Below are 13,960 nucleotides of genomic sequence, written 5' to 3' on the forward strand. Positions count from 1 at the left end.
CGCGCGCCTATCTTTCGCGCGACATGGACCCGCGAAACCTTCCCGACGTGACCGAAATCACCCCCTCGGCCGGGGTCGAGCGTGCCTGTCACGGCTGGCGCGCGAAATGCCTGCAGCGGCTGGTCAGGATGCGCCTGCCGGTGCCGCGCAGCTTTGCCATCCCCTCGGAATCGGTTCAGTCCATCGCGACCGGCAAGCGGGTTGACCTGGCACCGCTGTCGGGCCTGTTCACCGAAGGCGATGGGCTGGTCAGCGTCCGTCCTTCGGCGCTGATGCCGGAATGGGGCGGTCCGGGCACCGTCCTGAACGTTGGCATCAACGACAAGACGCATGATCGGCTGGCGCTGCGGATCGGCAAGGCGAACGCCGACACGCTGTATCGCAGCTTCGTCCAGGGCTATGCGATCCACATCGCGCGGCTCGATCCCGACATGTTCGCCCAGGAAGGCGAGGATGCCCTGGCCGAGGCGCTGCGCTGCTATCGCGACGAAACGGACGAGGATTTTCCCCAGGACCCCGCTACCCAACTGGCCGAGGTGCTGCGGTCCATGGCGCGGGCCTGGGAAGGTCCGACCGCCTGCCTGCTTCGCCAGGCCAAGGGTGCCCCGCCCGATGCGCCGCTGGGCCTGGTGGTCCAGCAGATGGCGCTTGGCTTCGGTCCGGGGCTTTGCGGATCGGGCACGATCCAGTTCGTCGATCCCGTGACCGGCGCCCCGCGCGTCACCGGCCGCTTCAAGAGCCAGCATCACGGCGGCACCGACGGCACGAACGCCGAAACGCAGTTCCTGACCCGCGACGAGCGCGGCCCCTCGCTGGAGGACACCGCGCCCGCCGTCTTTGCCGACCTGATCCGCTTCGGCGTCGCCGCCCGCGAACGCCTGCGCGAGGAGATGCAGATCGAGTTCGTGGTTGTGGACGGCCGCATCTCGATCATCGACGCCACGCGGGTGCAGCGTACGTCGCGTGCCAGCGTCCGCATTGCCGTGGCGCTGGCCCGCGACGGCATCATCCCCGAATCCGAGGCGGTGATGCGCGTCGAACCCCGCGCGCTGGCGGATCTTCTGCACCAGCAGGTGGACCCGCGCGCCCCGCGCGAGGTGATCGCGCGCGGAATCAATGCCAGCCCCGGCGCAGCCACCGGCCGGATCGTCTTCACCTCGGCCGCGGCGCAGGCCTCGGCCGCACGCGACGAGGCCTGCATCCTCGTCCGCCGCGAAACGGTCCCCGAGGATGTGCGCGGGATGCACGCATCCGTGGGCGTGCTGACCGAACGGGGCGGCACCACCAGCCATGCGGCGGTGATCGCGCGCGGCATGGGCCTGCCCTGCATCGTGGGCGCGTCCGGCATCAGCATCGACGCGCGGCAGCGGGTGCTGCGCGCGGGCGACGTCACGCTGCGCGAGGGTGACGAGATCACCATCGACGGATCGACCGGAGAAGTCCTGGCGGGCCGCGTGCCGCTGCTGGAACCGGCGCTCGACGACAACTTCTCGCAATTGCTGGACTGGGCCGACGCGGCGGGCGGCATCGGCGTGCGGGCCAATGCCGACACGCCCGAGGACGCGATGACCGCGCGGCGCTTCAACGCCCAGGGCATCGGCCTGTGCCGGACCGAGCACATGTTCTTCGACGCCGAACGCCTGCCCGCCATGCGCGAGATGATCTTTGCCGACAAGGCCGAGGATCGCCGCCTTGCGCTGGACCGCATCCTGCCCATGCAGCGCCAGGACTTCACCGCCCTGTTCGAGATCATGGCCGGCCTGCCCGTCACCATCCGCCTATTCGACCCGCCCCTGCACGAATTCCTGCCCCACGACCGCGAGGGCCTGCGCGAACTTGCCGATTCCATGGACCTGCCGCTGTCCGACGTGACCCGCCGGGTCGATGCGCTGTCGGAATTCAACCCGATGCTGGGGATGCGCGGGGTCCGCCTGGGGATCACCGTCCCCGAGATCTATGACATGCAGGCCCGCGCCATCTTCGAGGCGACGGTCGAGGCCAGCCGCAAGGGCGACCCGGTCGTGCCCGAGATCATGATCCCCCTGGTCAGCGCCATGCGCGAGGTCGAGCTGGTCAAGAACCGCATCGACGCCGTGGCCGCCGCCGTCCGGAACGAGCGGCACGCCGACTTCGCCTATCGCCTGGGGGTGATGGTGGAAACGCCGCGCGCCTGCCTGCGGGCGGGCGACATCGCCGCGCATTCGGCCTTCCTGTCCTTCGGCACGAACGACCTGACGCAGATGACCTATGGCCTGTCGCGCGACGATGCGGGCCGCTTCATGGGCACCTATGTCGGCCAGCATGTCTATGACGAGGACCCGTTCCACTGTCTCGACCAGGATGGCGTGGGAGAGTTGCTGATGATGGGCGTGCAGCGCGCGCGCCAGCAGCATCCGCAGATCACCATCTCGGTCTGCGGGGAACACGGGGGCAATCCCGAATCCATCGGCTTCTGCCACGACGCGGGCCTGGACTATGTCTCGTGCTCGCCGTTCCGGGTGCCGGTCGCCCGCCTGGCGGCGGCCCAGTCGGCGCTGCGGGCCCGTTTACGGCACGATCGCGGCTGACGGATTCCGGATGATTCGCCGCCCGATCACGCGAAAAGTCGCGTCGTGACAGGCTCTTGCTGCACCCGCATTGGTTGTCATCTTGCCGAAACCTGCCGGTTAGCGCCAAGCCGGTCGGCGGGTTGCCGCCGGAAATGGCCTATTTAGCGCCTTTCGGGGCGATCACGACCAAGTTTCGTGGAAGCGGACATTCTTAAAACCGTAATCATTCCGCTGATCGCGGCAGCGTCCATCTGCTCTGGACCGCCGCAGAGTTAACGGCCTGTCCATCTGGCACGGTTATAGGAAACGATATGGAAACGCTGCTTCAGCGGTTGGCGCCGTTTTGCCTGTGCGCCGCCGCCCTTACCTTCACGGCGACAGGCGCCATCGCGGGCAACGGATCGCTGTTCTCGTCCGATGCCGGGCTGTTCGGTGCCGCGAAGTCTGTCCAGGACGCGCCGCGTCCGACGCCGCTTCTATACACGGGCGCTGATCCTGTGAAGGTCGAAAACCCTGTCGCCGAAGAAAATCCGCCTGCCGAACTGTTCCTGGCGGGCACCGGATCGGCGGCGCGCGGGCGGTTCAACGAACGCGACCTCAACTGCATGGCGGAAGCCATCTATCACGAGGCGCGGGGCGAAAGCGCGCGGGGCCAGGCCGCCGTGGCCGAGGTGATCCTGAACCGCGTGGACAGCAAGCAGTTCGCATCCTCGGTCTGCGGCGTGGTGAACCAGCCCAGCCAGTTCAGCTATACCATTGGCGGTCGCAAGGCGATCGGCAACAAGGCCGCCTATCTGCGCGCCCGCGACATCGCGCGCCAGGCCCTTGGCGGGGCGCCGCGCGTCCTGACGGGCGGGGCCACTTATTTCCACACCCCCGCGGTCAGGCCGTCCTGGGCACGCCGCTTCCAGCGGACCGTGCAGATCGGGCAGCACATCTTCTACCGGCCCGGCGGGCAGCGCGTCGCGTCGAACTAAGCCCGGGCTTGCCTGCGCGCCGGATTTCCTGTGAATGACAGGAATGAACCAGCCTGACCGCATCCACCTGCGCGACCATGTCGTCGAAGCCGAAATCGGCGCCTTCCAATCCGAACGCGGCCGCACCCAGCGCCTGCGCTTTTCCCTGGCCGTCGATCTGCGTGACCCGGTGGACGCGGGCGACGACCATGTGGACCGCATCCTGTCCTATGACGTGCTGGTCCAGGCCGTCGAGACGGCGCTTGCCGATCAGCGCTACAACCTTGTCGAGACGCTGGCCGAACGCATCGCCGCCGAGGTCCTGGCCGACCCCCGGGCCGCCCGCATCACCGTGACGGTCGAGAAGCTGGATCGCGGGCCGGGCGCGCTTGGCATCACCATCAGCCGCGAGGCGGGCCGGATGGCGGTCACGCGTCAGCGCCTGCCCATGCGGATCGTCGTGGGCCAGCCTGCCAGCCTGCCGGCGGGCGCCGTGGTGGTCCTGCCCGACGCCCCGGTCCTGCCCCTGCCCCGGGGCGGCGACGCGCGGCGCATCGCCCTTTTGTCCCTCGACCAGGCCGCCTGGATTCTGGCCGACCGCCTGCGCGTCGAGGTGGCCGAAACGCGGACCGAGTTGGACGCCGCCATCCGCGACGGGCGCGCGGTGGTCTGGGCCCCGGCACGGCTGGCCATCGAGGCATCGGCGATCCCCGCCGAAGCGCCTGCCCTCGCCCTCTGGCTGGCGTCCCGGACCTTGGCGGATCGCGTCGATTTCACGGGGGCATCGCCCCTGCCCGCCTCAGTCGACGTGCCGGTGGGGCGGATACCGGGTGCCGACGCATGAGCGTTTATTATCGTCCCCTGCCCATTCCCCATGGCCGCCACCCGCTTGCGGGCGGCTGGACGCGCTTCAGCCAGGTCGAGGTGCTGGAACGCGGCTGCCCTCCCCGGATCAGCGACATCGTTCCGGACGAGGTGCTGGCGGCGCTGACCGCCCCGCGCGCCGATCTTCTGGGCCTGACGATGGATACGCCGCGCGTGATGGGCATCGTCAACGCGACCCCCGACAGCTTCTCGGACGGGGGGCGCTATGATCCGGTGCTGCACGGCCGCCAACTGATCCGCGACGGGGCCGACATTCTTGACATTGGGGGCGAATCGACGCGGCCCGGCGCGGCCGAGGTGTCGGGGCCGGACGAGATCGACCGGATCGTCCCGCCGATCCGCGCCTTGTCGCCCGAGGTTCCGGTTTCGGCCGATACCCGGAAGGCCGGGGTGGCGCAGGCCGCGCTCGGGGCGGGGGCGGCGATGATCAACGACGTGTCGGGCTTCGACTTCGATCCCGCGATGGCGCCCCTAGTCGCCAGGGCGCAGGTGCCGGTCTGCCTGATGCACGCCCAGGGCCTGCCCGAGACGATGCAGGACGATCCGCGCTATGACGACGTTCTGCTGGACGTCTATGACGCGCTGGAAGCCCGGATCCGCCGGGCCGAGTCCGCAGGCATCCCGCGCGGCCGCATCGTCGTCGATCCCGGCGTAGGCTTTGGCAAGACCCAGGCGCATAATCTTGCCATCCTTCGGCGGATTTCGCTTTATCATGGGCTTGGCTGCGCGATCCTGCTGGGCGTTTCGCGCAAGCGGTTCATCGGTGCTATCGGCGGGGCGGACGTTCCGGCCGAACGGTCGCCCGGAACGCTTGCACTGACCTTGGCGGCGGTCGCGCAGGGTGTTCAGGTTCACCGCGTCCATGACGTTCGCGGTCTGGTTCAGGGTTTGCGGCTGTGGCAGGCCGTCAGTGACATTGAAAAGGCAGAATGATGAGCAGAGGCTTGTTCGGGACAGACGGCGTGCGCGGGCGCGCCAATACCCACCCCATGACGGCCGAGATGGCGCTGCGCCTTGGCGCGGCGGCAGGCCGGTATTTCCGGCGCGAGGGCCAGAACAGCGCGCATCGCGTGGTGATCGGCAAGGATACCCGCCAGTCGGGCTACATGCTGGAGAACGCCCTGACCGCCGGCCTGACCAGCACCGGAATGAACGTGCTGTTGCTGGGTCCCGTGCCGACCCCCGCCGTGGGCTTCCTGACCCGGTCGATGCGGGCGGACGTGGGCATCATGATCTCGGCCAGCCACAACCCGGCCGAGGATAACGGCATCAAGTTCTTCGGCCCCGACGGCTTCAAGCTGTCCGACGAGGCCGAGGCCGCCATCGAGAGCATCGTCGCCGGCGAGATCGTCCCGGCGCAGCCCGCCAATATCGGCCGTGCCAAGCGCATCGACGATGGACGCGGGCGCTATGTCGAATATGCCAAGACGACCTTTCCGGCAGGCCAGCGCCTGGACGGGCTGCGCGTGGTGGTCGATTGCGCCAACGGCGCCGCCTATCGCGCGGCGCCGGATGTCCTGTGGGAACTGGGCGCCGACGTGATCGCGATGGGCGTCGATCCCGACGGGGCCAACATCAACGCGGGCGTGGGCTCCACCCATCCCGAGGCCTGCGCGCGGGCGGTTCTGGAACACGGCGCGCATCTGGGCATCAGCCTGGACGGGGATGCCGACCGTGTCATCATCATCGACGAAAAGGGCCGCGTGGCCGATGGCGACCAGATCATGGCGCTGATGGCCGCCCGCTGGGCCGGCCAGGGGCGGCTGCGGGGCAATGCCCTTGTGGCCACGGTGATGTCGAACCTGGGGCTGGAGCATTTCCTGGACGGCCGCGGGTTGCGGCTGGAGCGGACAAAGGTGGGCGACCGCTACGTGGTCGAGCGCATGCGCGAGGGCGGCTTCAACCTGGGCGGCGAGCAGTCGGGCCATATCGTGATGACCGACTATGCCACGACCGGCGACGGGCTGATCGCGGCGATGCAGTTCCTGGCCGCCATGGCCGATACGGGCAAGACCGCCAGCGCCCTGGCCGCGCAGTTCGACCCGGTTCCCCAGATGCTGAAGAACGTGCGCTATGCCGCCGGCGCCGATCCCTTGGCGGCGGCCGCTGTCCGCGCCGTCATCGCCGATGCCGAGGCGCGTCTGGCCGGCACCGGCCGCGTGCTGATCCGCAAGTCCGGGACCGAGCCCCTGATCCGCGTCATGGCCGAGGCCGAGAACGAGACCGTGCTGCGCGAGGTCGTGGACGGCATCGTCGCGGCGGTGGAAAAGGCCGCGTAAGGCTGCATTTGCGTCCCGCGGTGGCCGGGGGCTAGCCCCCGGACCCCCAGGATACTTGAACCAAGGCAAAGGGATCAGGGCGTTTCCGCCACCGGGTCGAAGTCATAGATCCAGTCGAAGCGCGACAGGACCGCGCCCGGCGCGATGCGGCCACCAAGGCGCAGCGCGGCATGGGCGGCAAGGCGCCTTGCCCCTGTCAGGTGATAGTTGCGCGCGTTGGCGTTTGCCGCGGCGACGATCTTGGCCGCGCGCGGCTTGCGCAGGTTTTCGTAGCGGGCGAGCGCGGCCTGCTGATCTGGCGCGGCATCCAGACAGGCGGCCAGGGTCCAGGCATCCTCGATCGCCATGCAGGCGCCCTGGGCCATGAAGGGCAGGGTCGGATGGGCGGCATCGCCGAGGATCGCCCTGCGGCCATCCTGCCAGCGCGAGGCGACCTCGTGCCGGAACAGGCCCCAGACATGCACGGCCTTCACCTGCGCCAGCCATCCGGGAACGGGACCGCCAAAGCCGGCGAAGGCCGCGTGCAGGTTGGCGGGGTCGTCCGGACGCGACCAGCCTTCGTCCTGCCATTCGCGGGTTTCCAGGACGGCCACGATGTTGCGCAGGCCGCCCGCCAGCGGATAGCTGACCAGATGCCGGCCCGGTCCCATGAAGACCTGCGCCTCGGGCACGGCGTTTTCATCGTCAATGACCGCGCGCCAGGCGGTCTGGCCGGTGAAGAAGGGAACCTCGCGCCCGTTGAGACTGGCCCGGACGTGACTGTGCAAGCCATCGGCGCCGATCAGCAGCGGCGCGTCGGGCAAGGCGGCGATGTCCCGGCCCAGTTCGATGCGGACACCGGCCGAAGCCGCCGCCTGTTCCAGCACCTCGATCAGCCGGGCGCGATGGATCAACCGGAAGCGCGCGCCGGGCCGATGCCCGTCCATGTCCAGGCGCACCACATCGGAACCGGAAGCATCGCGCAGCCGCACCGCGCGGCTGGGCAGGGACACCGCATCAATGGCCGGGCCAAGCCCCAGCGCGTCCAGAACCCGCATCGCATTGGGGGAAAGTTGAAGCCCGGCCCCGACCTCGGCGATGGCAGGCGCGCGTTCGAGAACCGCAACCTCGGCCCCCCGGCGGCGAAGGGCGATGGCCGCCGTCAATCCCGCGACGCCGCCGCCGACGATGGTGACGGGCCGCGACCGCAACATGCCGGTCATCGCTCAGTCGTCGCGGTGGACCCGTTCGCGGCGTTCGTGGCGCTCCTGCGCCTCCAGTGTCATGGTGGCGATGGGGCGCGCGTCCAGCCGCTTGAGGCTGATCGGCTCGCCCGTCATCTCGCAGTAGCCGTATTCGCCGGTCTCGATCCGGCGCAGGGCCGCGTCGATCTTGCTGACCAGCTTGCGCTGACGGTCGCGGGTGCGCAGTTCAAGCGCGCGGTCGGTTTCCTCGCTGGCGCGGTCGGCCAGGTCGGGCACGGCGCGGGCGCTGTCCTGCAGCCCTTCCAGCGTTTCGGCGGATTGTTCCAGCAATTCCTGCTTCCAGGCTTCCAGCTTGCGCCGGAAGTATTCAAGCTGCCGGTCGTTCATGAAGGGCTCATCCTCGGCGGGACGATAGTCCTGGGGCAGGAAGGTCTGGGCTTTCATAAATCCTCTCCGGCGGAGCCGGGCTGGAACGCGTACCGGCACCTTGCGCGCCCCCTTAAAGTATGACGTGCTTCTTGTCAAAAGGCGAAACGCTGACGGATCGATGACAAGGAACACTGCGCGTTGTTTGCCCGCAAGCAGTTCACCTGAAAGGAGAGTTTGATGCAGTTCACCGGCACCGACCGATATGTCGCGCCGCCCGACCTGGCGGTCGCGGTCAATGCCGCCGTAACGCTGGAACGCCCGCTGCTGGTCAAGGGTGAACCGGGCACCGGCAAGACCGAACTGGCGCGGCAGGTTGCCGCCAGCCTTGGCCTTCCCATCATCGAATGGCACGTGAAATCAACCACCAAGGCGCAGCAAGGGTTGTACGAATACGATGCGGTGTCGCGCCTGCGCGACAGCCAGCTGGGCGACGCGCGGGTCCATGATGTCGCCAACTATATCCGCAAGGGCAAGCTGTGGCAGACCTTCGAGGCCCCGCGAAAGACCGTCCTGCTGATCGACGAGATCGACAAGGCGGATATCGAGTTTCCCAACGACCTGTTGCAGGAACTCGACAGGATGGAGTTTCACGTTTACGAGACGGCCGAGACGATCCGCGCCGCGCATCGGCCGGTGGTCATCATCACCTCGAACAACGAAAAGGAACTGCCCGACGCGTTCCTGCGGCGGTGCTTCTTCCACTACATCCGCTTTCCCGATCCGGACACCCTGCGCGCCATCGTCGATGTGCACTATCCCGGGCTGAAGCGCGGGCTGCTGGAGGGGGCGCTGACGCAGTTCTTCGAGTTGCGCGACACGCCGGGGCTGAAGAAGAAGCCTTCCACCAGCGAGTTGCTGGACTGGCTGAAGCTGATCCTGGCCGAGGATCTGGCGCCCGAGGATCTGCGGCGCGATCCCCATACCATGCTGCCCCGCCTTCACGGCGCGCTGCTGAAGAACGAACAGGATGTCGCCCTGTTCGAGAAGCTGGCCTTCCTGGCGCGGCGGCAGCGATGATCGTCCGCCCCCTGCTTGCCGCGGACAGGAAGCAGTGGCAGTCGCTTTACGACGGCTATCACCGCTTCTACGACCGTCCCGATCTGCCGCAGGACTTCTTCGACCGGGCCTTCGACCGGCTGCTGGCCGACGATCCGCAGGACTTCCACGCGCTGGTGGCCGAGGGCGACGGCCGGCTGCTGGGCCTGGCTCACTACGTCTTCCACCCGCATCTGTGGTTCCCCGAGGGGGTCTGCTACCTGCAGGACCTGTTCACGGCGGCCGAGGCGCGGGGCAAGGGGGTCGGTCGCGCGCTGATCGAGGGGGTCTATGCGGCGGCCGACAAGGCCGGGCGGCCGCGCGTCTACTGGCTGACGCAGGAATTCAACCATGGGGGCCGGATGCTGTATGACCGAGTGGGCGTTTGCTCTCCCTTCATCCGCTATAACCGGCCCTTGTAGGACAGCCCTGCCCCCAGCCCCGCCAAAAGAGATTTCTTTGCCGTTGCGGGACTTAGCCTTGCCGTCCTAGGCTTTGCGCGACAAAGGCCAAGGGGGGACCAGATGACGCAAGGCTTTGACACGACCGCGATCCATGCCGGGACCGCGCCCGATCCGGCAACGGGGGCGCGGCAGGTGCCGATCTACCAGACGACATCCTATGTCTTTCGCGACACCGACCACGCCGCGCGCCTGTTCGGCCTGCAAGAGGTGGGCTACATCTATTCCCGCCTGACCAATCCCACGGTCGGCGCGCTGCAGAACCGGGTTGCGGCGCTGGAAGGCGGCGCGGGCGCGGTCTGCTGTTCCTCGGGCCATGCGGCGCAGATCATGGCGCTGTTCCCGCTGATGGCGCCGGGGCGCAACATCGTGGCCTCGACCCGGCTTTACGGCGGAACCGTCACGCAGTTCAGCCAGACCATCCGGCGATTTGGCTGGTCGGCCCGGTTCGTCGATTTCGACGACCTGGATGCCCTGGCCGCTGCCATCGACGGCGACACCCGCGCGGTGTTCTGCGAATCGATCAGTAATCCCGGCGGCTATGTCACCGACATCCCGGCGGTGGCCGGGATCGCGAAGGCGGCGGGCATTCCGCTGATCGTGGACAACACGCTGGCGACCCCCTACCTGTGCCGCCCGATCGAGATGGGGGCGACGCTGGTCGTCCACAGCCTGACCAAGTACATGACCGGCAACGGCACCGTGACCGGGGGTGCGGTCGTGGACAGCGGCACCTTCGACTGGTCGGCATCGGACAAGTTCCCCAGCCTGTCGGAACCGGAACCCGCCTATCACGGCCTGCGGTTCCACGAGACCTTCGGCAACCTGGCCTTCACCTTCCATTCCATCGCCATCGGCCTGCGCGACCTGGGCATGACCATGAACCCGCAGGGCGCGCATTACACGCTGATGGGGATCGAGACGCTGGGCCTGCGCATGGCCCGCCATGTCGAGAACGCCCAGAAGGTCGCGGAATGGCTGGAGAACGACCCGCGCGTGACCGCCGTGACCTATGCCGGGCTGGCCTCGTCGCCCTGGAACGCGACGGCGAAGCGGCTTTACCCGAAGGGCGCGGGGGCGCTGTTCACCTTTTCGGTGAAGGGCGGCTATGACGCGGCGGTCAAGCTGGTCGGCGCGCTGAAGCTGTTCAGCCATGTGGCGAACCTGGGCGATGCGCGGTCGCTGGTGATCCATTCGGCATCGACCACCCACCGGCAGTTGACCGAGGACCAGCAGCGCGCCGCGGGCGCCGCCCCCGACCTGCTGCGCCTTTCCATCGGGATCGAGGACCCGGCCGACCTGATCTCCGACCTGGACCAGGCGCTGGCAACGGCCGTCGGGTGACAAAGGGGGCCGGAAGGCCCCCTTCCGCAAGGATCAGTTCGCGGGAGGCTGGCCTTCGGCCGGCGCTTCGCCCATCGGCACGACCGGCTCTCCGGCTTCGGGCGCGCCGGTGTCGGTGCCCATCGGCGGCGGCATGTCGCCGGGCACCGCGCCCGCCGCGTCGCCACCGGGAACGGGGGGATGGCCGGGCGGCAGGTCGCCGCGATCCCTCATGCCCTCGGGCGACGGGGCGCCGGTATCGCCGCCGCGCGCCGGCGGATGACCGTCGTGCATTCCTCTGTGGCCGTCGCCATGCCGTCCGCCCATGGGGCCGCAGTCCTGACCGGTCAGGGCGAACTGCATCTCGACCTGCGCGGACAGCCCCAGTTCGCCCGGCGCGACCGGCACCTTGGCCGCATCCGCCGCGGCGCGGGCCTCCATCATCATCGGGCGCGGGCCTTCCGGCGTGGGCGTGTCGCGCAGCACCAGGACGGGACCCAGCGTCAGGCCCGCGGCCTCGGCCAAGACCTCGGCCTTGTGGCGCGCATCCTCGACCGCCGCGCGCCGGGCCTGATCCTCGGTGTCCGCGTTGTCGTCGCGCGTGAAGGTGATGCCGTTGATCTCGTTCGCGCCCGCCGCGACGATGGCATCCAGCACCTCGCCCAGCCGGGGGATGTCCTTGACCCGCACCGCGACCATGTTGCTGGCCTGATAGCCGGTGATCGCGGGCGCCCGGCCTTCGCCATAATCCATGACCGGGTTCAGGTTCAGGCCCGAGGTCTGCACGTCGGCCTGATCGATGCCCGCGCCCGTCAGCGCCTCGATCACGGCGGTCTGCCGGGTCGAGTTCTGCTCCATCGCCTCGGCCGCGCTGGCGGCCTGCGTGGTCACGCCCAGCTGGATCGTCGCCAGGTCGGGCGCGACACGGGCCTCGCCCTCGCCCGTGACCGTCAGGCGCGACATGCCGGGGTGGCACATCCCGCCCTTGCCGGGCGCGGCCATCGCCGGGGCGCCAAGCGCCAGCGCCGTCGATGCCACCAGGGCAGCCCGTGCAAGCCTGCGCGAAACCTTTGCCATGTCTTTCTGTCCTCTCTTTGCGGGAAATCCGTTGTGGCAAGAACATCAGCGCAGCGGGCGAAGTTCAAAGCAATTGCGTTCACAGATCCGCCAGATTCGCTTTCCTCAAGGGGTGAACTGCGGTAGATCTGGCACAATCCAATGAAATCGCGGCCCCCCAACACGCGATCGTAATCGAGCAGTGATCCAACCATGAACAGACATATCGCGCCGCCCGACTTTGCCATGAGCTTCACGCAAGAGGCGGTCCTGCTTGAACGTCGCGACGGGCATGGCTGGCGCCCCCTGGGAGAGGCCCAGTTCGCGGGCCGGGAAATGACAGCCAGGCTTGCCTCGCTGCGCGACCAGGCGGGGGTCGTGCCGGCGGACCTGGACACGGTGCTGGTCATTCCCGACGATCAGATCCTTTACACGACGCTGACGGTCCCGGTCGGGTCGGACACCCCCAAGGCCATCGCCCGCGCGCTGGAGGCGATGACCCCCTATTCCGCGGACGAGCTGGCCTTCGACTGGTGCCCGTCCGACACCGGCGACATCGAGACGCTGCGCATTGCCGCCGTCGCCCGCCGCACCCTGGAAGAGGCCGAGGATTTCGCCCGCACGCAGGGCTTCCGCCCCTCGGGCTTCGTGGCCCGTCCCGACGATGCCCGCTTTGACGGTCAGCCCGACTTCGGCCCCAGCCGCCTGGCCACCGACCGGCTTCCCCGGATGCCCTTCAGCGAACCGGATCTGGCTCAGGCCCGCGTGACAGACCCGGTTGTGTCCGAGGCGGCGTCCGGGGCGTCGGTGTCGCCCGTGGCCGTGGCCCCGGTCATCTCGCGCATTCCGCCGCATGTGGCGCAGCCGGTTCCGGGCCCGGTGCCGGTTGCCGGGGCGACTGCCCCTGACCCCGATCCGGCTTCAGCCGTGGCCGCGTCCGCGCCGGTCGCCGCAGCGCCGGTCGCAGACGTGATCCGCCACGGCGATCCAAAGGTCCCGGCCGCCCCCCGCGCCCTTCCGCCCCGCGCCCAGGCCGTTCACGATCGCGCCCGTCAGGCGCGCGCGACACGCATCGCGGCGGTGGAGGACGACGGGGCGCCTGCCGCCAGCCTGCTGAACCGCTTGCGGCAGCTGGACCCCGGCCGCCTGCCGGTGATGATGGGCCTGCTGGTCCTGGGCCTTGTCATCATTCTGGCCTTCTTCGGCGGCAAGCCGTCCGAACAGGCCGTGGCGCCGGCGGATGTCGCGACAAGCGCGCCCGCCCCGCAGCCGATCGAGCCCGCACCGACGCCGCCCACCCCGGAAGTTGCCGCAACCCCGGAGCCTGCCGCGCCGGTCCAGACGGCCGAAACTCAGCCCCTGGACAACGCCGCCGAGGCACCTGCCCCCGCCGCCACCCAGGCGCCGCAGGCCGAGGCAGAGGTCGCGGCTGCTGCCCCGACGCCGACGACCGCCCCCGTCCCGCAGGCAGAGACCGTCGACGCGACGCCCCCCAGCCCGGCGCCCGAACAGGTCCGGCAAGGCACCGCAACGGCACCCGCCGTCGATGCGGCACGCCCCCTGCCCGCCCCCGCGCAGACGCCGACTGCAGCCGCGCAGCCGCAGGCCTCGCCTGCAGCGCAGGGCGATGACGCGCTGAGCCAGGCCTTGACCCAGGCGATGACGGGCCAAGGCACCGCGACCCAGGCGCCGATCAGCGCCGCGACCCTTGCCAGCGAACTGGCCGATGCGCCGCGTCCCGCCGCGACAACCCCGGCGCCCGCAACCGCGGCAACCCCGCGCGCGGCGGCAACACCACCGCGC

General features: G+C 69.2%; 11 protein-coding genes and 1 pseudogene. 9 read left to right on the forward strand and 3 right to left on the reverse strand.

Going from position 1 to position 13,960, the window contains the following annotated elements; translation table 11 throughout:
• Window positions 1–23: 23 nt before the first annotated feature.
• From J0F76_RS01015 to glmM, 5 genes are all read left to right on the forward strand, one after another.
• Complete coding sequence (locus tag J0F76_RS01015) at window positions 24–2,567, forward strand: putative PEP-binding protein (RefSeq protein ID WP_207464748.1); 2,544 nt, start codon at window positions 24–26, stop codon at window positions 2,565–2,567.
• A gap of 293 nt (window positions 2,568–2,860) precedes the next feature.
• Entirely contained in the window at window positions 2,861–3,526 is a 666-nt protein-coding gene (locus J0F76_RS01020; RefSeq protein WP_207464750.1) for a cell wall hydrolase, read from the forward strand.
• Window positions 3,527–3,569: 43 nt separating this feature from the next.
• On the forward strand, window positions 3,570–4,349 hold the full coding sequence (locus tag J0F76_RS01025; RefSeq protein ID WP_207464752.1) for a dihydroneopterin aldolase: 780 nt from the start codon (window positions 3,570–3,572) through the stop codon (window positions 4,347–4,349).
• Window positions 4,346–5,323 carry a dihydropteroate synthase gene (gene folP, locus J0F76_RS01030; protein WP_207464754.1) on the forward strand — a complete coding sequence of 326 codons (978 nt, stop codon included), beginning with the start codon at window positions 4,346–4,348 and terminating at the stop codon, window positions 5,321–5,323. The genes J0F76_RS01025 and folP overlap by 4 nt, the downstream gene beginning before the upstream one ends.
• The gene (glmM, locus tag J0F76_RS01035) at window positions 5,323–6,669 is read left to right on the forward strand and encodes a phosphoglucosamine mutase (RefSeq protein ID WP_207464756.1); all 1,347 of its coding nucleotides are present in this window, start codon (window positions 5,323–5,325) and stop codon (window positions 6,667–6,669) included. Before folP ends, glmM begins: the two co-directional genes overlap by 1 nt.
• 74 nt (window positions 6,670–6,743) lie before the next feature.
• Here the strand turns inward: glmM and J0F76_RS01040 are convergent, their stop codons facing one another.
• Together J0F76_RS01040 and dksA are read right to left on the reverse strand one after the other, a co-directional pair.
• A complete protein-coding gene (locus J0F76_RS01040; RefSeq protein ID WP_207464758.1) occupies window positions 6,744–7,871 on the reverse strand; it encodes an FAD-dependent oxidoreductase in 1,128 nt (375 codons plus the stop codon).
• 3 nt (window positions 7,872–7,874) lie between these two features.
• The gene (dksA, locus tag J0F76_RS01045; protein ID WP_207464765.1) at window positions 7,875–8,297 is read right to left on the reverse strand and encodes an RNA polymerase-binding protein DksA; all 423 of its coding nucleotides are present in this window, start codon (window positions 8,295–8,297) and stop codon (window positions 7,875–7,877) included.
• 162 nt (window positions 8,298–8,459) lie between these two features.
• On the opposite strand from dksA, the gene J0F76_RS01050 reads away from it, so the two are divergent.
• From J0F76_RS01050 to J0F76_RS01060, 3 genes are all read left to right on the forward strand, one after another.
• Window positions 8,460–9,299 (forward strand): AAA family ATPase, encoded by an 840-nt coding sequence (locus J0F76_RS01050; RefSeq protein WP_207464767.1) that lies wholly within the window; start codon window positions 8,460–8,462, stop codon window positions 9,297–9,299.
• Window positions 9,296–9,739 carry a GNAT family N-acetyltransferase gene (locus J0F76_RS01055; protein ID WP_207464769.1) on the forward strand — a complete coding sequence of 148 codons (444 nt, stop codon included), beginning with the start codon at window positions 9,296–9,298 and terminating at the stop codon, window positions 9,737–9,739. Before J0F76_RS01050 ends, J0F76_RS01055 begins: the two co-directional genes overlap by 4 nt.
• A 102-nt stretch (window positions 9,740–9,841) precedes the next feature.
• On the forward strand, window positions 9,842–11,122 hold the full coding sequence (locus tag J0F76_RS01060; RefSeq protein ID WP_207464771.1) for an O-acetylhomoserine aminocarboxypropyltransferase/cysteine synthase family protein: 1,281 nt from the start codon (window positions 9,842–9,844) through the stop codon (window positions 11,120–11,122).
• Between the two features lie 33 nt (window positions 11,123–11,155).
• On the opposite strand, the gene J0F76_RS01065 is transcribed toward J0F76_RS01060, so the two are convergent.
• A complete protein-coding gene (locus tag J0F76_RS01065) occupies window positions 11,156–12,178 on the reverse strand; it encodes an SIMPL domain-containing protein (protein ID WP_207464773.1) in 1,023 nt (340 codons plus the stop codon).
• Window positions 12,179–12,370: 192 nt separating this feature from the next.
• On the opposite strand from J0F76_RS01065, the pseudogene J0F76_RS01070 reads away from it, so the two are divergent.
• Window positions 12,371–13,960 (forward strand): annotated as a pseudogene (locus tag J0F76_RS01070) (hypothetical protein); the annotation flags it as partial.

It is taken from the genome of Paracoccus fontiphilus (assembly GCF_017356265.1).
GTDB classification, from domain to species: domain Bacteria; phylum Pseudomonadota; class Alphaproteobacteria; order Rhodobacterales; family Rhodobacteraceae; genus Paracoccus; species Paracoccus fontiphilus.

Excerpts from the sequence above, each read along its gene's own strand:
- J0F76_RS01015 (WP_207464748.1), top strand. The coding sequence starts at position 24 with ATGGACCCGCGAAACCTTCCCGACGTGACCGAAATCACCCCCTCGGCC.
- J0F76_RS01020 (WP_207464750.1), top strand. The coding sequence starts at position 2,861 with ATGGAAACGCTGCTTCAGCGGTTGGCGCCGTTTTGCCTGTGCGCCGCC.
- J0F76_RS01025 (WP_207464752.1), top strand. The coding sequence starts at position 3,570 with ATGAACCAGCCTGACCGCATCCACCTGCGCGACCATGTCGTCGAAGCC.
- folP (WP_207464754.1), top strand. The coding sequence starts at position 4,346 with ATGAGCGTTTATTATCGTCCCCTGCCCATTCCCCATGGCCGCCACCCG.
- glmM (WP_207464756.1), top strand. The coding sequence starts at position 5,323 with ATGAGCAGAGGCTTGTTCGGGACAGACGGCGTGCGCGGGCGCGCCAAT.
- J0F76_RS01040 (WP_207464758.1), bottom strand. The coding sequence starts at position 7,871 with ATGACCGGCATGTTGCGGTCGCGGCCCGTCACCATCGTCGGCGGCGGC.
- dksA (WP_207464765.1), bottom strand. The coding sequence starts at position 8,297 with ATGAAAGCCCAGACCTTCCTGCCCCAGGACTATCGTCCCGCCGAGGAT.
- J0F76_RS01050 (WP_207464767.1), top strand. The coding sequence starts at position 8,460 with ATGCAGTTCACCGGCACCGACCGATATGTCGCGCCGCCCGACCTGGCG.
- J0F76_RS01055 (WP_207464769.1), top strand. The coding sequence starts at position 9,296 with ATGATCGTCCGCCCCCTGCTTGCCGCGGACAGGAAGCAGTGGCAGTCG.
- J0F76_RS01060 (WP_207464771.1), top strand. The coding sequence starts at position 9,842 with ATGACGCAAGGCTTTGACACGACCGCGATCCATGCCGGGACCGCGCCC.
- J0F76_RS01065 (WP_207464773.1), bottom strand. The coding sequence starts at position 12,178 with ATGGCAAAGGTTTCGCGCAGGCTTGCACGGGCTGCCCTGGTGGCATCG.